The sequence below is a fragment of the Bacillus sp. FSL W7-1346 genome (assembly GCF_038593335.1).
Classification (GTDB): domain Bacteria; phylum Bacillota; class Bacilli; order Bacillales; family Bacillaceae; genus Bacillus; species Bacillus altitudinis.
In genome coordinates, this window is the sequence record NZ_CP151988.1 from 1,616,861 (window position 1) to 1,642,630 (window position 25,770).

General features: G+C 41.8%; 25 protein-coding genes. All 25 read left to right on the forward strand.

What is annotated here, in order from left to right:
• The first annotated feature begins 10 nt into the window (after nucleotides 1–10).
• The 25 genes from nusA (at nucleotide 11) to NST09_RS08335 (ending at nucleotide 25,688) form a co-directional block, all read left to right on the forward strand.
• Entirely contained in the window at nucleotides 11–1,126 is a 1,116-nt protein-coding gene (gene nusA / locus NST09_RS08215) for a transcription termination factor NusA (RefSeq protein WP_007499530.1), read from the forward strand.
• Nucleotides 1,127–1,141: 15 nt separating this feature from the next.
• Entirely contained in the window at nucleotides 1,142–1,426 is a 285-nt protein-coding gene (locus tag NST09_RS08220) for a YlxR family protein (RefSeq protein WP_008344742.1), read from the forward strand.
• Entirely contained in the window at nucleotides 1,419–1,721 is a 303-nt protein-coding gene (locus tag NST09_RS08225) for a YlxQ family RNA-binding protein (protein WP_007499528.1), read from the forward strand. Before NST09_RS08220 ends, NST09_RS08225 begins: the two co-directional genes overlap by 8 nt.
• A 19-nt stretch (nucleotides 1,722–1,740) precedes the next feature.
• Complete coding sequence (infB, locus tag NST09_RS08230; protein ID WP_007499526.1) at nucleotides 1,741–3,861, forward strand: translation initiation factor IF-2; 2,121 nt, start codon at nucleotides 1,741–1,743, stop codon at nucleotides 3,859–3,861.
• Nucleotides 3,858–4,136, forward strand: a complete 279-nt coding sequence (locus tag NST09_RS08235) for a DUF503 domain-containing protein (RefSeq protein WP_017359071.1) — start codon at nucleotides 3,858–3,860, stop codon at nucleotides 4,134–4,136. The genes infB and NST09_RS08235 overlap by 4 nt, the downstream gene beginning before the upstream one ends.
• A gap of 17 nt (nucleotides 4,137–4,153) precedes the next feature.
• Nucleotides 4,154–4,504: a 30S ribosome-binding factor RbfA gene (gene rbfA / locus NST09_RS08240; RefSeq protein ID WP_007499525.1), complete on the forward strand. Its 351-nt coding sequence runs from the start codon at nucleotides 4,154–4,156 to the stop codon at nucleotides 4,502–4,504.
• 68 nt (nucleotides 4,505–4,572) lie between these two features.
• Nucleotides 4,573–5,502 carry a tRNA pseudouridine(55) synthase TruB gene (gene truB / locus NST09_RS08245; RefSeq protein WP_008344736.1) on the forward strand — a complete coding sequence of 310 codons (930 nt, stop codon included), beginning with the start codon at nucleotides 4,573–4,575 and terminating at the stop codon, nucleotides 5,500–5,502.
• Nucleotides 5,503–5,520: 18 nt separating this feature from the next.
• The gene (gene ribF, locus NST09_RS08250; protein ID WP_342493501.1) at nucleotides 5,521–6,471 is read left to right on the forward strand and encodes a bifunctional riboflavin kinase/FAD synthetase; all 951 of its coding nucleotides are present in this window, start codon (nucleotides 5,521–5,523) and stop codon (nucleotides 6,469–6,471) included.
• Nucleotides 6,472–6,626: 155 nt separating this feature from the next.
• Nucleotides 6,627–6,896: a 30S ribosomal protein S15 gene (rpsO, locus tag NST09_RS08255; RefSeq protein ID WP_008354438.1), complete on the forward strand. Its 270-nt coding sequence runs from the start codon at nucleotides 6,627–6,629 to the stop codon at nucleotides 6,894–6,896.
• Nucleotides 6,897–7,079: 183 nt separating this feature from the next.
• Nucleotides 7,080–9,197 (forward strand): polyribonucleotide nucleotidyltransferase, encoded by a 2,118-nt coding sequence (gene pnp / locus NST09_RS08260; protein ID WP_007499522.1) that lies wholly within the window; start codon nucleotides 7,080–7,082, stop codon nucleotides 9,195–9,197.
• Between the two features lie 185 nt (nucleotides 9,198–9,382).
• Complete coding sequence (locus NST09_RS08265) at nucleotides 9,383–10,276, forward strand: polysaccharide deacetylase family protein (protein ID WP_223255630.1); 894 nt, start codon at nucleotides 9,383–9,385, stop codon at nucleotides 10,274–10,276.
• A 33-nt stretch (nucleotides 10,277–10,309) separates the two neighbouring features.
• Nucleotides 10,310–11,539 (forward strand): pitrilysin family protein, encoded by a 1,230-nt coding sequence (locus NST09_RS08270; RefSeq protein ID WP_017359067.1) that lies wholly within the window; start codon nucleotides 10,310–10,312, stop codon nucleotides 11,537–11,539.
• A 73-nt stretch (nucleotides 11,540–11,612) separates the two neighbouring features.
• Nucleotides 11,613–12,539, forward strand: a complete 927-nt coding sequence (locus NST09_RS08275) for an aminoglycoside phosphotransferase family protein (RefSeq protein ID WP_025207347.1) — start codon at nucleotides 11,613–11,615, stop codon at nucleotides 12,537–12,539.
• A 62-nt stretch (nucleotides 12,540–12,601) separates the two neighbouring features.
• A complete protein-coding gene (locus tag NST09_RS08280) occupies nucleotides 12,602–12,874 on the forward strand; it encodes a YlmC/YmxH family sporulation protein (RefSeq protein WP_008344726.1) in 273 nt (90 codons plus the stop codon).
• 123 nt (nucleotides 12,875–12,997) lie between these two features.
• Nucleotides 12,998–13,900 (forward strand): dipicolinic acid synthetase subunit A, encoded by a 903-nt coding sequence (gene dpaA / locus NST09_RS08285; RefSeq protein WP_007499517.1) that lies wholly within the window; start codon nucleotides 12,998–13,000, stop codon nucleotides 13,898–13,900.
• Nucleotides 13,897–14,490, forward strand: coding sequence for a dipicolinate synthase subunit B (gene dpaB, locus NST09_RS08290; RefSeq protein WP_017367267.1), 594 nt, complete (start codon nucleotides 13,897–13,899; stop codon nucleotides 14,488–14,490). Before dpaA ends, dpaB begins: the two co-directional genes overlap by 4 nt.
• Before the next feature lie 139 nt (nucleotides 14,491–14,629).
• Complete coding sequence (asd, locus tag NST09_RS08295; protein ID WP_019744172.1) at nucleotides 14,630–15,649, forward strand: aspartate-semialdehyde dehydrogenase; 1,020 nt, start codon at nucleotides 14,630–14,632, stop codon at nucleotides 15,647–15,649.
• Nucleotides 15,650–15,741: 92 nt separating this feature from the next.
• On the forward strand, nucleotides 15,742–16,956 hold the full coding sequence (gene dapG / locus NST09_RS08300) for an aspartate kinase (RefSeq protein WP_019744173.1): 1,215 nt from the start codon (nucleotides 15,742–15,744) through the stop codon (nucleotides 16,954–16,956).
• Between the two features lie 30 nt (nucleotides 16,957–16,986).
• Nucleotides 16,987–17,853, forward strand: coding sequence for a 4-hydroxy-tetrahydrodipicolinate synthase (dapA, locus tag NST09_RS08305; RefSeq protein WP_019744174.1), 867 nt, complete (start codon nucleotides 16,987–16,989; stop codon nucleotides 17,851–17,853).
• A gap of 171 nt (nucleotides 17,854–18,024) precedes the next feature.
• Nucleotides 18,025–19,692 carry a ribonuclease J2 gene (gene rnjB / locus NST09_RS08310; RefSeq protein WP_008344715.1) on the forward strand — a complete coding sequence of 556 codons (1,668 nt, stop codon included), beginning with the start codon at nucleotides 18,025–18,027 and terminating at the stop codon, nucleotides 19,690–19,692.
• 325 nt (nucleotides 19,693–20,017) lie between these two features.
• Nucleotides 20,018–20,746, forward strand: coding sequence for a ClpP family protease (locus tag NST09_RS08315; RefSeq protein ID WP_008344713.1), 729 nt, complete (start codon nucleotides 20,018–20,020; stop codon nucleotides 20,744–20,746).
• The gene (locus NST09_RS08320) at nucleotides 20,743–20,979 is read left to right on the forward strand and encodes a YlzJ-like family protein (protein WP_041090415.1); all 237 of its coding nucleotides are present in this window, start codon (nucleotides 20,743–20,745) and stop codon (nucleotides 20,977–20,979) included. Before NST09_RS08315 ends, NST09_RS08320 begins: the two co-directional genes overlap by 4 nt.
• Before the next feature lie 110 nt (nucleotides 20,980–21,089).
• Nucleotides 21,090–23,465, forward strand: a complete 2,376-nt coding sequence (locus NST09_RS08325) for a DNA translocase FtsK (RefSeq protein WP_076821700.1) — start codon at nucleotides 21,090–21,092, stop codon at nucleotides 23,463–23,465.
• 164 nt (nucleotides 23,466–23,629) lie between these two features.
• Nucleotides 23,630–24,355, forward strand: a complete 726-nt coding sequence (locus NST09_RS08330) for a GntR family transcriptional regulator (RefSeq protein WP_057079526.1) — start codon at nucleotides 23,630–23,632, stop codon at nucleotides 24,353–24,355.
• A 100-nt stretch (nucleotides 24,356–24,455) separates the two neighbouring features.
• Nucleotides 24,456–25,688, forward strand: a complete 1,233-nt coding sequence (locus NST09_RS08335; protein ID WP_342493502.1) for an MFS transporter — start codon at nucleotides 24,456–24,458, stop codon at nucleotides 25,686–25,688.
• Nucleotides 25,689–25,770 lie beyond the last annotated feature (82 nt).

Consider the following 25,770-nt stretch of genomic DNA (forward strand, 5'->3'; position numbering starts at 1 on the left):
AACCATAAAAATGAGTAGTGAGTTGTTAGATGCCCTGACTGTTCTTGAGAAAGAGAAGGGCATTAGTAAAGAAATTATTATTGAAGCGATAGAAGCTGCACTCATTTCTGCATACAAGCGTAATTTTAATCAAGCACAAAATGTGCGTGTTGATTTGAACCGTGAAACGGGAACGATTCGCGTATTCGCAAGAAAAGATGTTGTAGATGAAGTGTATGATTCTCGCCTTGAAATCTCTGTAGATGATGCAGCAAATATCAACCCGAATTACATGGTGGGTGACGTGGTTGAAATTGAAGTCACACCAAAAGATTTCGGACGCATTGCAGCTCAGACAGCGAAACAAGTCGTGACGCAGCGAGTGAGAGAAGCAGAGCGAGGTGTGATTTACACTGAGTTTATCGATCGTGAGGAAGACATCATGACGGGAATCGTTCAGCGAATTGACAGTAAATTCATTTACGTGTCACTTGGCAAAATCGAAGCCCTTCTTCCGGTCAATGAACAAATGCCAAATGAGGACTACAAACCACATGACCGCATTAAAGTGTTCATTACGAAAGTAGAAAAAACAACAAAAGGACCACAAATTTATGTATCAAGAACACATCCAGGTCTTTTAAAGCGTTTATTTGAAATCGAAGTGCCAGAAATTTATGATGGTACTGTAGAGCTTAAATCTGTCGCTAGAGAAGCTGGGGACCGTTCTAAAATATCTGTTCGTACAGATGATCCTGATGTTGATCCAGTTGGTTCTTGTGTTGGACCTAAAGGTCAGCGTGTACAAGCAATTGTCAATGAGCTGAAAGGCGAAAAAATTGATATTGTTCATTGGTCGAATGACCCGGTTGAATTTGTTGCCAATGCGTTAAGTCCATCAAAAGTTCTTGATGTCATTGTAAATGAAGAAGATAAGGCGACAACTGTCATTGTCCCTGATTATCAGCTGTCATTAGCCATTGGTAAAAGAGGTCAAAATGCGCGTCTAGCAGCGAAATTAACGAGCTGGAAGATTGACATTAAAAGCGAAACAGATGCAAGAGAACTCGGTATTTTCCCAAGAACTGAAGACTCTGAATCTCTTTTCTTAGAGGCTGAACCAGTAGCTGAGGAATCTGACGAATAAGAGGTGATATAAAAGGTGAAAAGCCGAAAAAAAATCCCGCTTAGAAAATGCGTCGTGACGGGAGAAATGAAACCAAAGAAAGAACTGATTCGCGTTGTTCGTTCAAAGGAAGGTGAAGTGTCTGTTGACGCAACCGGAAAAATGAACGGGCGCGGCGCTTACCTTTCTCTCGATAAAGAAACCATTCTTGCGGCGAAGAACAAACGTAGTTTACAGCAGCAATTTCAGACACAGATTGACGAACACATTTTTGAAGAATTACTAGAACTAGCTGAAAAGGTGAAAAAACCGAATGACTGAATCTGAATGGTATCCTTTGCTTGGTCTAGCAAATCGAGCTCGTAAAGTCGTGTCAGGAGAAGATCTGGTGATCAAAGAAATTAGACATGCGCGTGCTAAGCTGGTTCTTCTTGCAGCAGATGCCTCATCCAACACAGAGAAAAAGGTATCTGACAAATGCAAATTTTACAATGTTCCGGTTAGAAAAGTTGAAGACCGTTCCGTTCTCGGACGTTCTATAGGGAAGGAAGCTCGCGTAGTTGTCGCTGTCACTGACCAAGGCTTCGCTAAGAAGCTCATAAGCTTGCTCGATTAATTTATTTGGGGGTGAACGAATGGCTAAAGTGAGAGTATATGAATACGCAAAAGCCATAGATGTTTCAAGTAAAGATATTATAGCAGCGCTTAAGGATATGAACGTGGAAGTGAACAACCACATGGCGACGCTTGAAGACGACACTGTGAAAAAGCTAGACGCTATCTATAAAAAAGCCAAAGCAAAAGAGACAGCTAACGAGAAACCCGCAGAACAAAAAAAACAATCATCTAACAAAAACAATGATAGAAAGAAGAATGACGTGCAGAATAATCAATTTAATAAAAACAAAAAAAACAACAACCAAAACAAAAACAAAAATAAACGCGGCGGCAACAACAAGGCGCAGCATCAGCAAGCAAGACCTGTGAAGCCGAAAAAAGAGCTTCCTGAAAAAATTGAATTTACAAATTCAATGACAGTCGGCCAGCTTGCTGACGAGCTCGGCAAAGAAACTGCTGAAATCATCAAAAAACTGATGATGCTTGGTGTCATGGCTACGATCAACCAAGAGCTCGATAAAGATACAGTCGAATTAATTGCTTCTGAATATGGTGTTCCAGTAGAAGAAGTCATCATTTTAGAAGAAACTGAACTTGAAAAGTATGAAGTTGAAGATAAAGAAGAAGATATGCAAGTACGCCCTCCAGTCGTAACGATCATGGGACACGTTGACCACGGGAAAACAACGCTTCTTGACAGCATTCGTAAAACGAAAGTTGTTGAAGGCGAAGCGGGTGGAATTACGCAGCATATTGGTGCATACCAAATTGAAGAAAACGGTAAGAAAATCACGTTCCTTGATACACCAGGACACGCAGCTTTCACCACGATGCGAGCACGCGGTGCTGAAGTAACAGATACGACGATCTTGGTCGTTGCAGCAGATGACGGTGTCATGCCGCAAACGATTGAAGCGATCAACCACGCAAAAGCGGCAGAGGTGCCAATCATTGTGGCTGTCAATAAAATTGACAAACCAACAGCGAACCCTGACCGCGTGATGCAGGAATTAACTGAGCATGGTCTTGTACCTGAGGCTTGGGGCGGCGAAACCATTTTCGTTCCTTTATCTGCAAAAACAGGTGAAGGCATTGACGAATTGATCGAGATGATCCTTCTTGTCAGCGAAGTAGCAGAACTAAAAGCCAACCCAAATCGTGCGGCAAAAGGAACTGTGATCGAGGCTGAGCTTGATAAAGGAAGAGGTTCTGTTGCAACCCTTCTCGTTCAAACTGGTACACTTCAAGTAGGTGACCCAATCGTTGTCGGAAATACATTTGGCCGTGTACGTGCAATGGTCAATGACATCGGACGCCGCGTGAAAACAGCAGGACCATCTACACCTGTTGAAATCACTGGTTTAAATGATGTACCGCATGCAGGGGATCAGTTCCTCGTATTCAAAGATGAAAAAACAGCTCGTCAAGTCGGTGAGGCGCGTGCGTCTAAACAACTTGATGAACAGCGTTCAGACAAAGCGAAATTATCTCTCGATGACCTATTTGAGCAAATCAAACAAGGTGATGTGAAAGATATCAACTTAATCGTAAAAGCAGACGTACAAGGTTCTGCTGAAGCACTGACGGCAGCTCTTCAAAAAATTGAAGTAGAAGGCGTGAAAGTGAAAATCATCCATACGGGTGTTGGAGCGATTACAGAATCTGATATCATTTTAGCAAGTGCTTCTAATGCGATTGTGATCGGATTTAACGTACGTCCTGATGGCAATGCGAAGAGCACAGCTGAAACAGAAAACGTAGATATCCGCTTACACCGCATCATCTACAAAGTCATCGATGAAATTGAAGCTGCGATGAAAGGAATGCTTGACCCTGAATATGAAGAAAAAGTCATCGGTCAAGTTGAAGTTCGTCAAACGTTCAAAGTATCAAAAATCGGTACAATTGCTGGTGGCTATGTCACTGAAGGTACCATTACTAGAGACAGTGGTATCCGCTTAATTCGTGATGGCGTCGTCATCTTTGAAGGTGAAGTCGACGTATTAAAACGATTCAAAGACGATGTGAAAGAAGTTTCACAAGGCTATGAATGTGGTATTACCATTAAGAAATACAATGATATCCGTGAAGGTGATGTCATGGAATCATTCGTTATGCAAGAAATCGAAAGAAAATGATCGGTTATACCGAGTGTGAGTGTATGATCTATGATGCATCCTCACTGAAGGAAAAACGTGCGGTTCTGCAGCGTATCATGACAAGAACGCGCCATAAATTCAATGTGACCATTGCTGAAATGGACTATCAGGATACATGGCAGCGTACTTCGATCGGAATCGCCGTCATTTCCTCCTCCCGGGTTCAAGTGGAAAAGGAACTTCAGCGTGTGTTAAGCTTTATTGATTCTTTTCCGGAAATTGAACGAACGATCACGAAAACTGAGTGGTTTTAATTAGAGGTGATAAGATCATGAGTATGAGAGCAACCCGTGTGGGTGAGCAAATGAAAAAAGAATTAGGCGACATCCTTGGCAGAAAGCTAAAAGATCCAAGAATCGGCTTTTTGACTGTAACGGATGTTGAAGTATCCGGTGATTTGCAAATTGCTAAAGTCTATATTTCTGTTCTTGGCGACGAGAAGAAAAGAGAGGAAACCTTAAAAGGCCTTGCAAAGGCGAAAGGGTATATCCGCTCTGAAATTGGCAATCGAATCAGACTTCGCAAAACACCAGAGCTTCACTTTGAATTCGATGAGTCTGTAGACTACGGTAACCGAATTGAAAGCCTGATTGCTGAACTAAACACAAAAGATCACGAATAAGACGTTGAAATAAGGATAGGCGATGATCGTCTGTCCTTTTTCATCGTTTATGAAAGGAGAGAACGCAGGTGCAAAACGGTGTTCTTTTATTACATAAAGAAAGAGGCATGACCTCTCACGACTGTGTGTTTAAAGTGAGAAAGATTTTACACACAAAAAAAGTGGGACATACAGGGACACTCGATCCAGAGGTTTCAGGTGTTCTGCCTATTTGTATTGGGCGAGCGACAAAAATTGTGGAGTACTTAACAGATAAATCGAAAACGTATGATGCGGAAATCACCATTGGATTTTCTACAACGACAGAAGACCAAACAGGTGAAGTAGTAGAAGAAAAAAAGGTGCCGGTACCGATGTCAGAAGATGACATTGATGCTGCGTTGAAACAATTTGAAGGAACCATTGAACAGATCCCTCCGATGTTTTCTGCTGTGAAAATTGGCGGAAAAAAGCTCTATGAATATGCGAGGCAAGGCATTGAAATTGAACGTCCAAGCCGTGAAATTACCATTCATCGCATCGAGCGGACAACACCTGTCACATTTGAAAATGGTAAAGTATCATTTAGATTCACCGTACTGTGTTCAAAAGGCACATATGTGAGAACGTTAGCCGTCGATATCGGAAAAAAACTTGGGTTTCCAGCCCACATGTCTCACCTCATTCGCATAGGATCTGGTGACTTTACGTTAGATGAATGTATCACTCTTGATGAGTTGCGGGAGATCAGCGAGAAAGGAACGGTTGAGGAACATCTTGTGCCGATCGAGCGTGCGCTCAATCATTTGCCGAAATGGGAGATAAATGATACATTAGCAAGTAAAGTGGAAAACGGTGCAGTCCTACCTATGCCTGATGAATTTGCTCATTTTGCAGAGGAAGATCGTGTCGCTGTCTTTGCTCCTTCAGGCCGTTGTATGGCGATTTATATGAAGCACCCGACCAAACAGAACCTGATGAAGCCGGCGAAGATTTTATCACAGGACAAGCAATCTTAAAGAAAAGGTGACCATCTCGTGAAGACTATACATATTTCACACCCACATACATTGAATCAAAAGGATCAAGTCCCGTCTGTGATGGCTTTAGGGTATTTTGACGGTGTTCACCTCGGACACCAAAAAGTGATTGATGCAGCGAAAAACATTGCGGAAAAAGAGGGTTTAGCTCTAGCTGTCATGACTTTTCATCCTCATCCATCACATGTTCTGCAAAAAGCACGTGAACCAAAAGACTTAATCACACCGCTTGAGGATAAGATTGATTTTATCGAACAATTAGGTGCTGACTACTTATACATTGTGCAATTCAGCGAAAGCTTTGCAGCACTGTCTCCTCAAGAGTTTGTCGATCAATATTTGGACGAACTGAATGTGAAGCATGCAGTCGCTGGTTTCGATTTTACATTCGGCCGGTTTGGCGCAGGCACAATGGAAACGTTTGACGAATACGGGAAAGGGCGGATTGCTGCGACCATTGTACCTAAGCTTTCCAACAAAGACCGGAAAGTCAGCTCGACCCTTATACGTTCCGCATTGAAAAATGGAGACGTTGAATATGTGAGTGAGCTTTTAGGGAAACCGTATCAGCTGCGCGGCATTGTGATTCATGGAGATAAACGAGGACGCACGATTGGCTTTCCAACCGCCAATGTTGGTTTATCTGCTGAATACATCATCCCGCCAACAGGCGTATATGCAGTGAGAGCGGAAGTGAAAGGCAAGGTGTATGACGGTGTTTGTAACGTTGGCTACAAACCAACATTTTATGAAAAACGTCCTGATCAGCCTGCGATTGAAGTGAACCTTTTTGATTTTAACGAAGAAATTTATGGTGAACCGATTAAATTACAGTGGTACAAACGGATTCGCAGTGAACAAAAATTTAACGGTATCCAAGAATTAACGGCTCAAATTAGTCAAGATAAAGAAGAAGCGATTCAGTTTTTTCAAAATCATCTTCATTAAACAAAAAAATCACAGAAAAACCGCTCTATCATTTGCAAAATCGGCATATTTTTAGTATGATAATTCCTGTAGCTTTAAAACCACTTACTTGGCAGGCCGACTTCACCGACGGTTGCGAGGTAGATGGGGCTAACATGATTTGGAGGTGAAACAGGATGGCTATTACTCAAGAGCGTAAAACTCAATTAATTAATGAGTTCAAAACACACGAATCTGATACTGGATCTCCAGAAGTTCAGATCGCTGTCCTAACAGAATCAATTAACAACTTGAACGAGCATTTACGTACTCATAAGAAAGATCACCACTCACGTCGCGGTCTTTTGAAAATGGTAGGTAGACGTCGTAATCTTCTTACGTATCTACGTAATAAAGACGTAACTCGTTACCGTGAGTTAATTAACAAACTAGGCTTACGTCGATAATCGTAAAAAGCGGGAGGATTCCCGCTTTTTTATCGTATAATCACTAATATTTTATGGTTAAAATGTTGAAAGAATGGCAAAAACCCTTCTACATACAGCTTTCACATTGATATGTGAAAATCATTTTGTTCATAATAAGAAATAACCTAAAAACTTTACGACAAGAGAGGAGTTTATCTCAGAATGGGACAAGAGAAACAAGTCTTCACCATAGACTGGGCTGGACGTCAACTGACAGTTGAAACTGGCCAGCTTGCAAAGCAAGCAAACGGAGCGGTTCTCGTACGCTACGGAGATACGGCTGTGCTTAGCTCAGCAACAGCTTCTAAAGAACCAAAACCACTTGATTTTTTCCCGCTCACTGTAAACTACGAAGAAAGATTATATGCAGTTGGTAAAATTCCTGGTGGTTTCATTAAAAGAGAAGGCCGCCCAAGTGAAAAAGCAATCCTTGCGAGCCGCTTAATTGACAGACCGATCCGTCCACTATTTGCAGACGGATTTAGAAATGAAGTACAAGTCATTAGTATTGTCATGAGTGTGGATCAAGATTGTTCATCTGAAATGGCTGCAATGTTTGGCTCATCTTTAGCTTTATGTGTGTCTGACATTCCATTTGAGGGACCAATCGCTGGCGTGACAGTAGGACGAGTAGATGGAAAGCTCATCATCAACCCAAATGTTGAGCAGCTTGAACAAAGCGATATCAACCTTGTTGTAGCTGGAACAAAAGATGCAATCAACATGGTAGAAGCTGGTGCTGATGAAGTACCAGAAGAAACAATGCTTGAAGCCATCATGTACGGCCATCAAGAGATCAAACGCTTAATCGAATTCCAAGAAGAAATTGTAAAAGCTGTCGGTAAAGAAAAAATCGATATTCCTTTATATGAAGTCGATCAAGCATTAGCAGAGGAAGTAAAACAACTTGCTGAAGCGGATCTACTGAAAGCGATTCAAGTACATGAGAAGCATGCTCGTGAAGATGCCATCAGTGCTGTGAAAAAAGCTGTCGTTCAAAAATTTGAAGAAGAAGAGCGTGACGAAGCAACGATTAAACAAGCGAAGGATGTCTTAAACAAGCTTGTGAAAAACGAAGTTCGCCGCCTTATTACTGAAGAGAAGGTACGTCCAGATGGACGCGGCGTTGATCAAATCCGTCCACTTTCTTCAGAAGTAGGACTTCTTCCAAGAACGCACGGTTCAGGATTGTTTACAAGAGGCCAAACACAGGCACTCAGTATTTGTACATTAGGTGCACTTGGTGATGTACAGATTCTTGATGGTCTTGGTGTTGAAGAGTCTAAGCGATTCATGCACCATTATAACTTCCCACAATTCAGTGTTGGTGAGACCGGCCCAATGCGTGGTCCAGGCCGTCGTGAGATTGGACATGGTGCGCTAGGCGAACGTGCATTAGAGCCAGTCATTCCATCTGAAAAAGATTTCCCTTATACGGTTCGCCTTGTGTCTGAGGTGTTAGAATCAAACGGTTCTACTTCACAAGCAAGTATTTGTGCGAGCACACTTGCGATGATGGATGCAGGTGTTCCAATTAAAGCACCAGTTGCAGGGATTGCAATGGGACTTGTTAAATCTGGTGAATACTACACAGTGCTGACAGACATTCAAGGAATGGAAGATGCACTTGGAGATATGGACTTTAAAGTAGCAGGTACATCTAAAGGTGTAACAGCGCTTCAAATGGACATTAAAATCGATGGTCTATCAAAAGACATTTTAGAAGAAGCACTTCAACAAGCGAAAAAAGGAAGAATGGAAATTTTAGATAGCATGCTGTCAACGATTCCAGCTTCTAGAGGAGAATTGTCACGTTATGCACCAAAAATCTTAACGATGACAATCAATCCAGATAAAATTCGCGATGTCATTGGACCAAGCGGTAAACAAATCAATAAAATCATTGAAGATACCGGTGTGAAAATTGATATTGAACAAGACGGTACAATCTTTATCTCTTCTACTGAAGAAGACATGAACCAAAAAGCGAAGAAAATCATTGAAGATCTTGTCAGAGAAGTTGAAGTTGGCCAACTTTACTTAGGTAAAGTGAAACGAATTGAAAAATTCGGTGCCTTCCTTGAAATCTTCAGCGGCAAAGATGGACTTGTTCATATTTCTGAGCTTGCACTTGAACGTGTTGGCAAAGTAGAAGATGTCGTGAAGATTGGTGACGAACTACTCGTCAAAGTCACTGAGATCGATAAACAAGGCCGTGTAAACCTTTCTCGTAAAGCTGTTTTACGTGAAGAAAAGGAAAAAGAAGAAAAGCAGTCTTAATGAGAACAAATAAAATGTGTTAGAAGCCAGGTATCCGTGCCAGGCTTCTTTCTTTTCTTGCGTGTAACAATAGTTCTAGCTTGTTTCTCCCCATCATAATTTGTGGTAAAGGGGAGGGACAACCATTGAAAAAAACGATACCATTCTTTGTGTTTGTATTTTTACTGCTCGTGTCATATCAAACGATGAAGCAGCCGGCTGCTGTTACATATATGAATTCAATGAAAGAGCACGCCGAGGTAGCATCTGTTTCAAAAGATATTCTGTATCAAGAGATCGAATCGAAGTCTTCTGACTATGAAGAGAAGCCGCAAAATGCTAAGATTGATAAAGTGTGGAAAAAGATGCCTGGTTTAAATGGACAGACAGTCGATATCGATGCTTCTTACGAAAAAATGAAAAAACAGGGCTCTTTCGATGAAAAGCTGCTTGTTTTTAAAGAAACAAAACCATCTGTCCATTTACATGAACTTGGTGCTGAACCTATCTATAAGGGACATCCAGACAAAAAGATGAATGCATTCCTGATCAATGTAGCTTGGGGCGACGAGCATTTAACAAAGATGTTGAATACACTAGAAAAGCATCAAGTGAAGGCAACCTTTTTCTTAGAAGGCAAATGGGTGAAAAACAGTCCAGACCTTGCTAAAAAAATCGTGGCAGATGGTCATGAAATTGGAAATCATTCATACAATCACCCGGATATGCGCACACTGACAAGAGAACGAGCATTAGAGCAGATGATTAAAACAAATCGCCAAATTGAAGAATCCCTTGGGAAAAAACCGATATGGTTTGCGCCTCCAAGCGGCAGCTTTAAAGAAGAAACAGTAAAGCTTGCGAAACAAGAAGGAATGGAAACCATTATGTGGACAGTAGACACGATCGACTGGCAAAAACCATCACCAGCTGTATTACAAAAACGAGTGCTTGGGAAAATTCACAATGGGGCGATGATATTAATGCATCCAACAGACGCAACAGCGAGAAGTCTTGACGCACTTATCACTCAAATCAAAGAAAGAGGATATGAATTAGGAACGGTTTCTGACCTTCTAAGTGAAAAAAGACATCCGTGATGCGATCTGTTTGTTGAATAGGAGGAGCAAAACTTGGTCAAAACGTATACATGCCAAAACGGAGTAAGAATTGTACTTGAAAACAATCCCACTGTAAGGTCTGTCGCAATTGGCGTCTGGATTGGAACAGGTTCTAGACATGAGACACCAGAAGTAAATGGGATCTCACACTTTTTAGAGCATATGTTCTTTAAAGGAACAAGGACGAGATCTGCACGTGATATCGCAGAATCCTTTGACCGCATTGGTGGTCAAGTGAATGCCTTTACGTCAAAAGAATATACTTGCTATTATGCAAAGGTACTTGATTCACATGCTGGCTATGCCCTCGATGTATTGAGTGACATGTTTTTCAACTCTGCTTTTGACGAAGAAGAGCTGAAGAAAGAAAAAAATGTGGTCTATGAAGAAATTAAAATGTATGAAGATACTCCTGATGACATCGTTCATGATTTGTTAAGCAAAGCTATTTACGGTGATCATTCATTAGGTTATCCGATTTTAGGGACAGAGGAAACACTCTCTACTTTTAACGGTGATTCCCTTAGAAAATATATGGACGAATTCTATACGCCGGATCGCGTCGTCATCTCTGTAGCAGGGAACGTCGATGACACCTTCATTCGTGAGGTCGAAACATTATTTGGCTCGTATGAAGGAAAGGGGAAAAAGCAGCCTGTCGAAGCCCCGCAATTCCACTATGACAAACTGACACGCAAAAAGGAAACAGAGCAGGCGCATCTTTGCATGGGCTTTAACGGACTTCCTGCTGGAGATCAGGGCATCTATGACTTAATCGTCTTAAATAATGTTCTAGGCGGTAGCATGAGCAGCCGGTTGTTCCAAGACGTAAGAGAAGATAAAGGACTTGCGTATTCTGTATTCAGCTATCATAGTTCATTTGCAGATAACGGAATGCTGACGATCTATGGTGGAACTGGAGCGAAACAGCTGAATCTGCTATCTGAAACCATCTTACAAACATTAGACGTCTTAAAACGTGAGGGAATTACGCAGAAAGAACTTGAAAACTCTAAGGAGCAAATGAAAGGCAACCTCATGCTTAGTCTTGAAAGCACAAACAGCAAGATGAGCCGAAATGGTAAAAATGAATTACTCCTTGGCAAACATCGTACGCTTGATGAAATTATTGATGAAATCAATCGCGTCTCATTAGACGGCGTGAACAATTTATCGAAAAGAATCTTTACAGAAGATTATGCCCTCTCGCTTATTAGTCCGACGGGTGATCAGCCATCATAATGTAAACAACACGGCAGACTTCTCAAGAGGTCTGCCGTTTATTGTATACCAAGAAGAAAGGGGCCCTGCGTTCATGAAACACGAAAAACTGAAACAGCTATCTCCGCTTCTTAAACAAGCCATCTCTTTCCAGCCGATGACATCTGGATTTTCGGGAGACCGCACCTTTTTGGTCATAACGCCTAGTGAAAAGCTAGTACTCAAGCTATCAGACATTCAGAAATATTCCAGTTTGAAAAAGAAAGCGTCCATTCAGCAGAAGTTAAAAAATCGAGGCGTTATTTGTTCTGAAGTGATGGAGGTCGGAGTGAGTGCTGAACAAAACTGTACCTTTCGTATTTTTCCATTTATCGAAGGAGAGATTGCTAGAGCATCCATTCATCTGCTCACAGAAGAAGAGCAGTATGAAATCGGAAGGCGGGCAGGCAGAGACTTGAGTATCATGCATACATGCGATGCCCCTTTTTATGCAGCCCCTTGGGATAAGAAGGTATTAGCGAAACATGAACGGTATGTATATGCCTATCAATCAAGTGGAGTTGCCTTTTCCCATGATCAATTCGTATTAGATTTTATTCAGTCACATGCTGATGTAGTTAAAGAGAGACCAAACCAGTTCCAGCACGATGATTTTCATGTAGGGAATATCATCATACAACGTCATCAATATGCGGGTGTGATCGACTTTGATCAATCCGACTGGGGTGATCCGATTCATGACTTTTATAAACTGTCTTTATTCAGTCGAGAAAGCAGCATTCCATTTTCAGCCGGGCAATTGGATGCCTATTTAAGTACGCAGACAACACATGATTTTTGGCTTCTTTTTTCCATCTATACAGCCATGAGCTGTTTTTCTTCTATTGTTTGGACGTTATCCTATGACCCGGGGCATGTAAAAGACATGGTGAATCGAGTGGAGAGAATGCTGACAGACCATAAGCGTTTTACTCAACTGACGCCAGTTTGGTATACAGATTGGCTTGATTCGTGCGTGTAGAACGGGACGGTCTATTCACCCTCTGTGCTGCATATATGATATGGAAGGGGAGTGATGCGATTTTGAGGCTGAGTGAGCTGTCAGGAAAAGAGATCGTCGATATTAAAAGAGCGGAGCGGCTTGGCGTGCTTGGACAAACCGACCTTGAAATAAATGAACAGGACGGTCAAATTACAGCACTCATCATACCTTCCGTCAAATGGTTTGGCTTTCGAAAACAAGGAAATGACATCCGCGTTCCGTGGAATCACATTCAAAAAATAGGATCAGATATGATCATTCTCGATGTGCCTGAAGAACTTCAGCCGCACGGAGAAAAAGAGCACCCATCATAAAAGGGTGCTCTTTTTCTTTTCTCTCCCCGATTTGTTCACAGGCTGAATCCTCTCCTCATATGCTGAAAGGGAGATTCGGAAAATATTACAGACTTTTTTAAATAAAGAAGGTGAACGGTCAGTATGTTGAGCGGTTTAACGGTTGCGGTGATCGGGGGAGATGCTAGGCAGCTTGAAATCATTCGCAAGCTGTCACAGCAGCATGCCAAAGTGTTTTTGGTCGGTTTTGATCAGCTGGATCATGGATTTATTGGTGCTGAAAAGCTGAAAATGTCAGAGCTTCCATTTGAGCAGGTAGACAGTATGATCCTTCCGGTATCAGGTGCTACAGACGAAGGGGTCGTTGCCACCGTTTTTTCAAATGAGAAGGTCGTGCTAGAAGCTAAATATTTAGAAAGAACCCCTGCACATTGTACCTTGTACTCAGGTATTTCTAATATGTACTTAGACAATATGGCAAAGCAGGTGAACCGGAAGCTTGTGAAGCTGTTTGAGCGAGATGATATTGCCATATATAACTCTATTCCAACAGTTGAAGGGATTATCATGATGGCTATTCAGCAAACGGACTATACGATTCATGGGTCACATGTCGCTGTTCTCGGACTTGGTCGAACAGGGCTCACCATTGCCCGCACATTTCGGGCGCTAGGTGCGGAAGTGAAAGTTGGTGCTGCGGATACAGCCCATTTAGCGCGAGCCTTTGAGATGGGACTTGATCCATTTTCAATGGACCGTTTAAAAGATGAAGTAACGGATGTCGACATCATCATCAATACGATTCCAAGCTTAGTATTAGATTCATCTGTCATCGTCAGCATGACACCAAAGACACTCATTTTGGATATCGCCTCCCGCCCAGGTGGAACAGACTTTGACTTTGCACAAAAGCATGGAGTGAAGGCACTTCTTGCACCAGGACTTCCAGGGATTGTGGCACCAAAGACAGCCGGGCAGATCATTGCAAAAGTGCTTTCTGGGCTCTTATGTGAACTTGCGGAGGAAAAAAGGGGGATGAAATCATGACTACACTAAAAGGGAAAAGAATCGGCTTTGGTTTAACAGGTTCTCACTGCACGTACGAAGCCGTTTTTCCGCAAATCGAATCACTCGTGAAAGAAGGGGCAGAAGTGCGTCCTGTCGTGTCGTATACGGTGCAAAATACAAATACGAGATTCGGAGAAGGAGCGGACTGGATTGAGCGGATTGAGAAGCTGACAGGATTTCAAGCGATTGACTCAATCGTCAAAGCAGAGCCACTCGGACCTAAACTTCCACTTGATTGTATGGTCATTGCGCCTTTAACAGGCAATTCAATGGCGAAATTTGCAAATGCACTGACAGACAGTCCAGTCTTAATGGCTGCTAAGGCGACCATTCGTAATCATCGCCCTGTCGTTTTAGGCATTTCCACCAATGATGCATTAGGTTTAAATGGTACAAATCTCATGAGACTCATGTCGACAAAGAACATTTTCTTTATTCCATTCGGCCAAGATGATCCATTCAAAAAACCGACTTCCATGGTAGCGCATATGGATCTACTGACGAAAACAGTAGAAGAGGCGCTCGAGCATAGACAAATTCAGCCCATTTTAATTGGATCAAACGAATAATAGATTCACTAGAAAATCATGAAAGATTCAAAAAAGGTACTTCAAGCCTTGCTTTTCTATGGTAAAATAAAATGTAAAAAGTCATAGGATGGCCATCCGAAAGAAAAGAATCATGGATGGGTCGGAAGGAGTTTTACTGATGGGAAGAGGATTGCATGTAGCTGTAGTTGGAGCGACTGGAGCTGTCGGTCAACAAATGTTAAAAACACTAGCTGACAGAGATTTTGAAATGGATACACTTACTCTACTATCCTCAAAACGTTCTGCTGGAACAAAAGTGACATTCAGAGGTCAAGAGTATACCGTTCAAGAAGCAACACCTGAAAGCTTTGAAGGGGTCAATATTGCACTATTCAGTGCGGGAGGAAATGTTTCCAAAGCGCTAGCTCCTGAAGCGGTCAAACGAGGTGCAATTGTTGTCGATAATACAAGTGCTTTTCGTATGGACGAAAATACCCCTCTTGTCGTACCAGAGGTAAACGAAAAAGATTTGCATGACCATCAAGGGATCATTGCAAACCCTAACTGTTCAACGATTCAAATGGTGGCGGCGCTAGAACCGCTTCGTCAAGCGTATGGCATGAAAAAAGTCATTGTGTCTACTTACCAAGCAGTATCAGGTGCAGGACATGAAGCCATTGACGAACTGTACAGCCAGTCGCAAGCCATTCTAAATAAAGAAGATGTGAAACCAGAAGTCATGCCTTATCAAATTGCCTTTAATGCGATTCCGCAAATTGATAAATTCCAAGACAATGGCTATACATTTGAAGAAATGAAAATGATCAATGAAACGAAAAAAATCATGCACTTGCCAGAGCTGCAAGTAGCGGCAACATGTGTGAGACTGCCAATTGAAACGGGTCATTCAGAATCGGTTTACGTTGAACTGGAATCAAATGACGCAACGGTTGATGACATCAAGTCCATCCTAAAAGATGCACCAGGCATCACATTACAAGATGATCCGTCTCAGCAAATTTATCCAATGCCTGCAGATGCTGTTGGTAAAAACGACGTATTTGTCGGCCGCATTCGGAAGGATTTGGATCGTCCAAATGGCTTCCATATGTGGATTGTATCTGATAACCTGCTAAAAGGCGCTGCATGGAACTCCGTTCAAATTGCAGAAAGCTTACGAGCATTAAAATTAGTTTAACATTCAATGGATGATGAGGACGAATAGAAGAGAGTTAGGCATCTTTCGCCTACTCTCTTCTGTTACGTCAGAATGAACTTGGAGTGAAAACAGTGAAAATAATTGTCCAAAAATTTGGCGGTACATCTGTCAAAGATGATCAAGGGAGAAAAAGGGCACTTGCACATATCTTATCTGCAAAAGAGAAAGGCTATAAATCGGTCGTTGTCGTGTCTGCGATGGGACGAAAAGGCGATCCTTATGCGACAGATACGCTGCTTGGTCTGCTTTACGGCAATGCGCAGCATATGACAAACCGAGAAAAAGATTTACTCGTGTCTTGCGGAGAAAATATTTCAGCTGTTGTTTTTTCAAGTATGCTGAATGAAAACGGGCTAAAGGCTGTAGCGATGACTGGATCACAGGCAGGCTTTGTGACAGATAAAGAACATACAAATGCGAAAATTATTGACATGAAGTGTGAACGTCTTGAGGCGGCACTTTCAGAGCATGACGTGGTTGTCGTTGCTGGATTCCAAGGCGCTGCAAAAAATGGAGACGTGACAACAATCGGACGAGGCGGCAGTGATACGTCAGCTGCTGCGTTAGGCGCTGCATTGCAGGCAGATTTCATCGATATTTTTACAGATGTAGAAGGGGTCATGACAGCAGATCCTCGTATCGTAGAAAATGCAAAACCACTGAGAGTCGTGACATACACAGAAATTTGTAACCTCGCATACCAAGGGGCAAAAGTCATTCACCCTAGAGCTGTTGAAATTGCCATGCAAGCAAAAGTACCAATGAGGGTCCGTTCAACATACTCTGATGATGAGGGCACACTCGTGACATCACACTACTCAGATAAAATGAGTCATGATGTGTACGACCGCCTGATTACGGGTATTGCACATGTCAATGATGTCACACAAATCAAAGTCCCAGCTAAAGAGGGACAGTACAGCGTACAAACAGAAGTCTTTAAAGCAATGGCAAATGCCCAAATCAGTGTCGATTTCTTCAACATTACACCGAGCGAAATCGTCTATACGGTGACAGGTGCAATGACTGAAAAAGCAACGGCGATCCTAAAAGATCTGGGCTATACGCCGATTGTCACGACAAACTGTGCAAAGGTATCAGCTGTTGGAGCAGGCATTATGGGTGTACCAGGTGTCACATCTAAAATTGTATCTGCACTATCTGAGCAAAATATTCCGATCTTACAGTCCGCTGACAGTCATACGACGATTTGGGTGTTAGTGAACGAAGAAAACATGAGAGCGGCTGTCAATGCCCTTCATGAAGTGTTTGAACTTTCAAGATAAATGTGATTGAATCATGATGAGGTGAAAAAAATGAATTTCGGAAATATCGCAACAGCTATGATTACACCTTTTGATAAAAAGGGCAACATTGATTTCCAAAAGCTATCAATTCTCATTGATTACTTGTTAAAAAATGGCAGTGACTCTTTAGTCGTTGCAGGGACAACAGGCGAATCGCCAACTTTATCGACTGAAGAAAAAGTCGCTCTTTTTCAGCAATCGGTGAAATTAGCAAATGGTCGTTGTAAAATCATTGCAGGAACAGGCAGTAATAACACAAATGCGTCTATTAAACTAACGAAAAAAGCAGAAGAAGCGGGCGTTGATGCAGTGATGCTTGTCGTACCTTACTACAACAAGCCATCACAGGAAGGCATGTATGCACACTTTAAAGCAATTGCCGAGTCTACATCTCTTCCTGTCATGCTTTACAATGTACCAGGAAGAACAGTTGCTTCATTAGCACCAGAAACAACGATTAAGCTTGCGCAAATACCGAACATTGTCGCAATCAAAGAAGCAAGCGGTGATCTAGATGCCATGACAAAAATCATTGCAGAGACACCAGAAGATTTTGACGTTTACTCTGGTGACGACAGCCTAACGCTTCCTGCGGTTGCGATTGGTGCAAGAGGAGTTGTCTCTGTGGCTTCTCATATCGTAGGCCTTGATATGCAACAAATGTTAAAAAGCTACGCTTCAGGACAAACAGCGAATGCGGCATTGATTCATCAAAAGCTGGTGCCGATCATGAACCAGCTGTTCTCAGCGCCAAATCCAACGCCTGTCAAAACAGCTCTTCAGCTGAAAGGATTAGATGTCGGATCCGTTCGACTCCCGCTTTTACCTTTATCAGAAGAAGAAAGACTGAATTTAAGCAGCGTATTAAACAGCTGATCAAAACAAAAAAATTCGTAAGCGGTCATTCTCAGATGTCCCTGAGTATGACCGTTTTTTATACATAAACACTTTCTTAAAATGTGACTTCATCTTGTTTTCTAAAATTAGATTCAGTTATAATAGCATTAAGCGATGATGGACGGGCTTGAGACTAGGAGGATAAGAATTTTGAAAAAGAAAAATACAGAGAACGTAAGAATTATTGCACTGGGAGGCGTTGGAGAAATCGGGAAAAACTTATATGTCATTGAGATTGATTCCGACATATATGTTGTAGATGCAGGACTCATGCATCCAGAAAACGAAATGCTAGGCATTGACGTGGTCATTCCTGATATCTCTTATTTAACAGAACGAGCTGATCGGGTGAAAGCAATTTTTCTTACCCACGGACATGATGAAGCAATCGGAGGCGTATTCCATTGCTTAAGCAAATTGTCTGTACCAGTTTACGGCACGAAGCTGACCCTTGCGTTACTTCGAGAAAAGTTAAAGCAATACGGCTTCAATCAAAAAGCTGATTTGCGAGAGGTTCATGCAAAGTCAGTCATTACATTTGAAACAACAAAGGTATCATTCTTTAGAACGAATCACAGTATTCCTGATTCAGTCGGAATCAGCTTCAAAACATCTCTTGGTTCAATCGTATGCACAGGTGATTTTAAATTTGATCAAACCCCAGCGCTTAACCAAGCCTGTGACATCGGAGAGATTGCGAAAATTGGAAACAATGGCGTTTTAGCACTTCTTTCAGACAGTGCAAATGCGGAAAAACCAGGCTATACACCTTCTGAGGCGCTCGTCCAAGACGAAATCTCAAATGCGATGTACAATGCTGAAAACCGTGTGATTGTGGCTGTATCTTCATCAAATATTAATCGTGTACAGCAAATCATTAATGCCACAAACCAAAATGGCCGTAAGCTTGCAGTAGCAGGAAAAAATATGATGACAACTCTTCAGCTTGCGATCAAACTTGGTTATGTGACAGCGGACGAAGAATTATTTGTTCCAGTCCAAGAAGTGAAAAAAATGGCGAAAAACAGTGTGGTCATTCTCACAGCAGGAAGCCACGGCGAGCCTCTCGCTGCTTTAACAAAAATGGCGAAACAAAATCACAAACAGCTTCATATTGAAAAAGATGACACGGTTGTGATTGCGTCTACACCTCTTCCAGGACAAGAACTTACCTATTCAAAAACGGTGGATTTCCTTACAAGAAGCGGAGCACAAGTGATTTTTGCTCAAAAACGTGTGCATGTATCTGGACATGGCTGTCAAGAAGAGTTAAAGCTTATGCTGAACTTACTGAAGCCAAAGTATTTAATTCCAGTAAACGGCGAATATCGCATGCAAAAAGCACATTCTCGTATTGCTGAAGAAGTGGGCATGAAACGAAGCGACATTTTCTTAATTGATAAAGGGGATGTTGTGGAATTTAGAGGTCAAAACGTCAAAATCGGTGAAAAAGTACATCAAGGGAACATTTTGATCGATGGTCTTGGTGTTGGTGATATTGGGAATATTGTCTTACGTGATAGACGCCTATTGTCTCAAGATGGCATCTTAATTGTGGTCATTACGCTCGATAAACAAAAGAAACAATTAATTTCTGGACCTGAGATCATCACAAGAGGATTTGTTTATGTAAGAGAATCCGAAGAGCTGATTGTGAAAGCAACAGAAATGGTCAAAGGGATTGTGAAAGAGCAAACGGAAAACTCAATTGTTGAATGGTCAACACTGAAACAATCCATGCGCGATGTACTAAATCAATTCCTATATGAAAAAACAAAACGTAAGCCAATGATCATTCCAATTATTATGGAAGTGTGATGAGAAAAGCCCAAAGAGCACAAGCTCTTTGGGCTTTAGATTGTTGACAAAGTGCTAAAATGAACTTTATTTTAGCACTTTGTCTTCTTTTTAGCGTGATAGAAAACCTTTGCAGTCTAGGAAGGACGAGCACCGGAGCGGAGCGAATTTGACATTCGTGAGTACCGAAGCGCAGGACTGACAACGAATGCGAGGGTTTGTCTACACGCTAAGCCCAAGGAGCACAAGCTCTTTGGGCTTTTTTGATGTGACATGATGAATGCGGATGGAATGTGACGATCTTGTTCATAATAGGAGGAGAGTTTTTAGGAAAGGATGGAGACAAATGGACGAACAGAATGAACAGCAGCCTGAGCGAAAACCAGAAGAAAAAGATAGCATTATGAGCAAAATACAACAGCTTGGTGAAACAGCCGTCCCGCAGTTGTCACAAGATACAAACATACATTGCCTGACTATTATTGGACAAATTGAAGGGCACATGCAGCTGCCGCCACAAAATAAAACAACCAAATACGAACATGTCATTCCACAAATCGTAGCAGTTGAACAAAACCCAAAAATTGAAGGACTTCTAATCATTTTAAATACAGTCGGCGGCGATGTAGAAGCAGGACTAGCCATTGCGGAAATGCTCGCTTCTTTATCCAAACCGACTGTATCCATTGTGCTTGGCGGCGGCCACTCTATTGGGGTCCCAATCGCCGTATCGTGTGATTATTCATACATTGCCGAAACAGCAACGATGACCATTCACCCTGTACGCTTAACCGGTCTAGTCATTGGTGTTCCGCAAACCTTTGAATACTTAGATAAAATGCAGGAAAGAGTCATTAATTTTGTCACGAGTCACTCAAACATTACAGAAGAGAAATTTAAAGAGCTTATGTTCTCTAAAGGCAATTTAACAAGAGACATCGGGACAAATGTCGTTGGTCATGAGGCGGCTGAATACGGACTGATGCATGAAGTCGGCGGCGTTGGACAAGCGATTAAAAAGCTGAACGAGCTTATTGGCGAACGGGCTGCACAAAACGAGGGGCTGATCCAATGATTTTATATACAACTATGCCTTATGAAGCCATTTACGCTGAGGAACAAGGAGAGCGCAAACTCCAGCAGGTATACATTCAGGGCGTGCCAGTGATGGTTGAAATGAAAGAAGATGAAGCGGAAATCGTTCAAGTAATGAGTACCAATCCAATGGACTTTTTGAATCAAGAGCTTGCACCAGGTAAGCGATTGAAGTTACATTTAGGCACCAATCAAACCGACTCATATGAATGATTCTATGCTATAATAAAGGGAAAACTTACAACAAGATGCAGCCAAAACCAGGCTGCTTTCTTTCTGATCTTTTCGTAGGTTATATTTTCTTTTGTAGTAAGGTGATGAGTATGGCGAAAAAGAGAAAACGTAAAACAAGAAAAAAACAAAATAAACAGCTAAAACTGAAATACGAACTAAATGGGTTAGTCTGTATTGCCATAGCGATCATTGCCATTTTACAGCTAGGTGTAGTTGGACAAACCTTTGTACATCTATTCCGATTCTTTGCAGGTGAATGGTTTATTCTCTGCCTTATCGGATTATTTCTTTTTGGTGTGACGATCTTTTGGAAAAAACAAATTCCTGATTTACTGACAAGAAGAAAAGCAGGTTTATACTGCATCATTGCGAGTATCTTGCTTTTGTCCCATGTGAAGCTTTTTCAGCATCTTTCAGCTGCAGGCGTGATAGGTTCTCAAAGTGTAATCAGAAATACGTTTGAGTTATTCTTAATGGATATGAAAGGTGAGACAGGCTCGCCCGATTTAGGAGGCGGTATGATCGGTGCTGTATTATTTGCGGCCTCCTATTTCTTGTTTGCACAAGCAGGGTCGCAAATCATGGCCATTGTGCTAATGCTGATCGGCATTGTGCTGATCACAAACCGGTCACTGCAAGAAATGGTCAAAAAAGTAACGCTGCCTGTATCACAATTTTTGGTGAAGCAGTGGAAAGCATTTATTGAAGATATGAAAGGCATAAGGCAGGCGAAAAAGAATGCACCTGCGCAGAAAACAAGTGAAAAGAAAAAGCGTTCACGCTTGCAAGAAGAGGCCGAAGAAGATCATGATCATATCTTGATCGAGGAAGAAGAGCAGGCTTCTGACAATCGTCAGCCGATTATCTCAAGTTTTGCTGATCGAGATGACATGCTCACACCGCAAGTTCAAAAAGATCAGCCGGTCAATGAGCCAGATCCTCTTCAAGAAACGGTACAAGGCGCTCCGTCTCATGATACAGGAGATGAACCAAAAGAAGCTCCGCCTATGACGTTTACGGAGCTTGAAAATAAGGATTATGAGCTGCCATCGCTTGATATTTTAGCTGAGCCGCAGCATTCAGGTCAGCAAACAGATAAGAAGAATATTTATGAAAATGCAAGAAAGCTTGAAAAGACCTTCCAAAGCTTTGGTGTAAAAGCAAAAGTGACACAAGTTCATTTAGGGCCGGCCGTCACAAAATATGAAGTATACCCTGATGTCGGCGTGAAGGTAAGTAAGATCGTCAACTTGAGTGATGATTTAGCCCTTGCATTAGCTGCAAAAGACATTCGAATTGAAGCGCCGATTCCTGGTAAATCCGCCATCGGAATTGAAGTGCCCAACGCAGAAATTGCGATGGTTTCTTTAAAAGAGGTTTTAGAATCGAAACAAAATGACCGCCCAAATGCCAAGCTACTCATCGGACTGGGCCGAAATATTTCTGGTGAAGCTGTGCTGGCTGAAATGAACAAAATGCCGCATTTACTTGTGGCTGGCTCGACAGGAAGCGGAAAGAGCGTATGTATCAATGGCATTATCACAAGCATTCTCATGAGAGCAAAACCTCATGAAGTAAAGATGATGATGATTGACCCGAAAATGGTTGAATTAAATGTTTATAACGGCATCCCGCATCTGTTGGCTCCAGTTGTGACTGATCCTAAGAAAGCCTCACAGGCACTTAAAAAAGTGGTTAGTGAAATGGAGCGCCGTTATGAATTGTTTTCGCATACGGGCACAAGAAATATTGAAGGGTACAATGATTACATTAAACGAATGAATCAATCAGAAGAAGCGAAGCAGCCAGAACTCCCTTATATTGTCGTCATTGTAGACGAGCTTGCTGATTTAATGATGGTTGCTTCTTCTGATGTAGAAGATTCCATTACAAGGCTTTCTCAAATGGCACGTGCTGCAGGGATTCATTTAATTATCGCCACACAGAGACCTTCGGTTGATGTCATTACTGGTGTCATTAAAGCCAATATTCCATCCCGTATTGCATTTAGCGTATCGTCACAAACCGATTCAAGGACCATTCTTGATATGGGAGGCGCAGAAAAATTGCTGGGCAGAGGGGATATGTTGTTTTTACCGGTCGGTGCGAACAAACCAGTTCGTGTACAAGGCGCCTTTTTATCAGATGAAGAAGTGGAACATGTCGTTGATCATGTCATCACGCAGCAAAAAGCACAATATCAAGAAGAAATGATCCCAAGTGAAGAAACGCAAGATCAGCTTGGGGCTGTGGACGACGACTTATATGATGAAGCAGTTGAACTGATCATTGGCATGCAGACGGCCTCTGTTTCTATGCTGCAAAGGAGGTTCCGCATCGGTTATACCCGTGCTGCACGTCTTATTGACGCAATGGAAGAGCGCGGGGTTGTCGGACCATATGAAGGCAGTAAACCGAGAGAAGTCCTCCTCTCAAAAGAACAACATGACGAGCTCTCTTCATAATTCGAAGAGAGCTTTCCTAACATGAAGTTAACGATATATTGATTATGTTAACTGGAAGTCAGACTATTTATTTATTTGCAAAAACATGATATAGTTATGTTCATCTTATCTCGGAATAGAGATTTCTCATCTTATCATTTGCATTGATTAGACGGAGGGAAAACATGTCGACCAAAACAGACAATCGCCATTTATATTTGAAAGTGATTGACCGTATTAAAGAAGATATTCAAACAGGTGTATATGCCGAAAAGGAAAAGCTCCCTTCTGAGTTTGAGCTCTCAAAGATTTTAGGCGTGAGCAGAGCGACCCTTCGTGAAGCCCTTCGTATATTAGAAGAAGAGAAGTATTTAATTAGAAGGCATGGTGTGGGAACTTTCGTCAACTCAAGACCGCTTTTTTCTACTGGCATTGAACAGCTGACAAGTGTCACAAAAATGATTGAACAGGTCAATATGACGCCAGGTACCATCTTTTTGTCCTCACAAGAAGGGGAGCCGACAGAGAATGATGTCATTCGTTTTCAGTGTGATGAATCCGAGAAGGTTTTTTCAATGGAACGCGTTCGAACAGCAGATGGACAGCCAGTCGTCTATTGTTTAGATAAAATTCCGGTCAAACATCTTCCCGCTTCTTTTACTCATGAGGAAGAATCGCTTTTTGAGCTGTTTGGCAGAGAACCGCACAGCGGAATTAAATATGCAGTGGCAGACATCGAACCGATTGGTTATCACGATCAGGTTTCACCGATACTAGAATGTGACCCAGAAACAGCCTTACTATTACTGAAACAAATGCACTATGATCAAGATGATCAGCCGGTCTTATACTCGCTCAATTATTTTCGAGCGGATAAATTCAGCTTCCATGTCATACGTAAACGATTTTAACAAAGCAGTCGCTTCCATAGGCGGTTGCTTTTTGTTTGCCCATACATAAAACCCGTGAAACATGCCACACTAATATGTAACAGTATATAGAATTGGGTGAATGATGTTGGGCGAGAAAACAGTCAGTAAAAAGAATATTATTGCATTATCATCAGTGCCTCTAATCATGACACTTGGGAACTCGATGCTAATCCCCGTATTACCAGAGATCGAAAAGAAACTCTCAATCACTTCCTTTCAAGTGTCACTCATTATTACGGTATACTCCGTTGTGGCGATTTTGTGTATTCCGATTGCCGGTTATTTATCTGACCGAATTGGGCGAAAAAAGGTGCTTTTGCCGTGCCTTTTAATCGCAGGACTTGGAGGAGCTGTGGCAGCTGTTGCCTCAACCATCATGAAAGAACCCTATATGTGGATTTTATTTGGCAGGGTCCTTCAAGGTGTTGGTTCAGCTGGGGCAGCACCTGTCGTTATGCCGTTTATTGGCGACTTGTTTCATGATGATGAAGAGGTAAGTGCGGGACTTGGAGCCATTGAAACTTCTAATACAGCCGGAAAGGTACTAAGTCCTATTATTGGGGCACTGCTCGCTTCTTGGTTTTGGTTTGTACCGTTTTGGTTCATTCCATTCTTTTCAATCATCAGCTTTGTGATGGTACTGTTTATGGTTGAATCCGCAAAGAAAGAGGAAGATCCGCCTACATTTAAAGAGTTTTTAAAATCAACAAAGACGATTTTTAAGCATGAAGGACGCTGGCTTTATGCCATTTTTACTATTGGCGGTTTTATTATGTTTCTTCTTTTTGGCGTGCTCTTTTATTTGTCAGATAACCTAGAAGCGGCGTATCAAATAACGGGTGTCAAAAAAGGCTTACTGCTAAGCATCCCGCTCCTTTTCTTATCAATCAGCTCGTACATTGCGGGGAAAACAATCGGAAAAGAAAAGGGGAAAATGAGGATATTTCTCATCGTAGGTATGGCTCTTTTATCACTTTCGTATATATTTTTATGGTGGAATCACAGTTTTTACGTGTTGTTTGTCTGCTTAAGTATTGGAGGCGTAGGGATTGGCATTGTGCTTCCAGCACTTGATGCGTTGATAACAGAAGGTATTGAAAAAGAGCAGTGCGGAACCATTACGTCATTTTATAGCAGCATGCGGTTTATCGGTGTTGCTTTAGGACCTCCAATTTACGCATTTCTGATGGATAAAGGAGACTCCATCGTTTTTATTCTATCGACCATATGTAGTCTCATTTCATTATTTTTGGTCCTCTTTTTCATCCAGCCAGATGAAAAGGATGAAAGTGAACAATTGAAAACGGTTTAAACATAGAAAAAAGACGGTATTTTGCCATCTTTTTTCTTTTTTATAAATTGACATGTAAAATTTTGATAGTTAAACTAATGTA

Bases quoted from the DNA above. Each gene is read 5' to 3' on its own strand.
- dpaB (WP_017367267.1), top strand. From the start codon at position 13,897: ATGACTACACTAAAAGGGAAAAGAATCGGCTTTGGTTTAACAGGTTCT.
- asd (WP_019744172.1), top strand. From the start codon at position 14,630: ATGGGAAGAGGATTGCATGTAGCTGTAGTTGGAGCGACTGGAGCTGTC.
- dpaA (WP_007499517.1), top strand. From the start codon at position 12,998: ATGTTGAGCGGTTTAACGGTTGCGGTGATCGGGGGAGATGCTAGGCAG.
- rpsO (WP_008354438.1), top strand. From the start codon at position 6,627: ATGGCTATTACTCAAGAGCGTAAAACTCAATTAATTAATGAGTTCAAA.
- NST09_RS08335 (WP_342493502.1), top strand. From the start codon at position 24,456: ATGATGTTGGGCGAGAAAACAGTCAGTAAAAAGAATATTATTGCATTA.
- NST09_RS08315 (WP_008344713.1), top strand. From the start codon at position 20,018: ATGGACGAACAGAATGAACAGCAGCCTGAGCGAAAACCAGAAGAAAAA.
- rbfA (WP_007499525.1), top strand. From the start codon at position 4,154: ATGAGTATGAGAGCAACCCGTGTGGGTGAGCAAATGAAAAAAGAATTA.
- dapA (WP_019744174.1), top strand. From the start codon at position 16,987: ATGAATTTCGGAAATATCGCAACAGCTATGATTACACCTTTTGATAAA.
- NST09_RS08320 (WP_041090415.1), top strand. From the start codon at position 20,743: ATGATTTTATATACAACTATGCCTTATGAAGCCATTTACGCTGAGGAA.
- nusA (WP_007499530.1), top strand. From the start codon at position 11: ATGAGTAGTGAGTTGTTAGATGCCCTGACTGTTCTTGAGAAAGAGAAG.
- pnp (WP_007499522.1), top strand. From the start codon at position 7,080: ATGGGACAAGAGAAACAAGTCTTCACCATAGACTGGGCTGGACGTCAA.
- NST09_RS08330 (WP_057079526.1), top strand. From the start codon at position 23,630: ATGTCGACCAAAACAGACAATCGCCATTTATATTTGAAAGTGATTGAC.
- NST09_RS08325 (WP_076821700.1), top strand. From the start codon at position 21,090: ATGGCGAAAAAGAGAAAACGTAAAACAAGAAAAAAACAAAATAAACAG.
- NST09_RS08265 (WP_223255630.1), top strand. From the start codon at position 9,383: ATGAAGCAGCCGGCTGCTGTTACATATATGAATTCAATGAAAGAGCAC.
- NST09_RS08235 (WP_017359071.1), top strand. From the start codon at position 3,858: ATGATCGGTTATACCGAGTGTGAGTGTATGATCTATGATGCATCCTCA.
- NST09_RS08275 (WP_025207347.1), top strand. From the start codon at position 11,613: ATGAAACACGAAAAACTGAAACAGCTATCTCCGCTTCTTAAACAAGCC.
- NST09_RS08225 (WP_007499528.1), top strand. From the start codon at position 1,419: ATGACTGAATCTGAATGGTATCCTTTGCTTGGTCTAGCAAATCGAGCT.
- infB (WP_007499526.1), top strand. From the start codon at position 1,741: ATGGCTAAAGTGAGAGTATATGAATACGCAAAAGCCATAGATGTTTCA.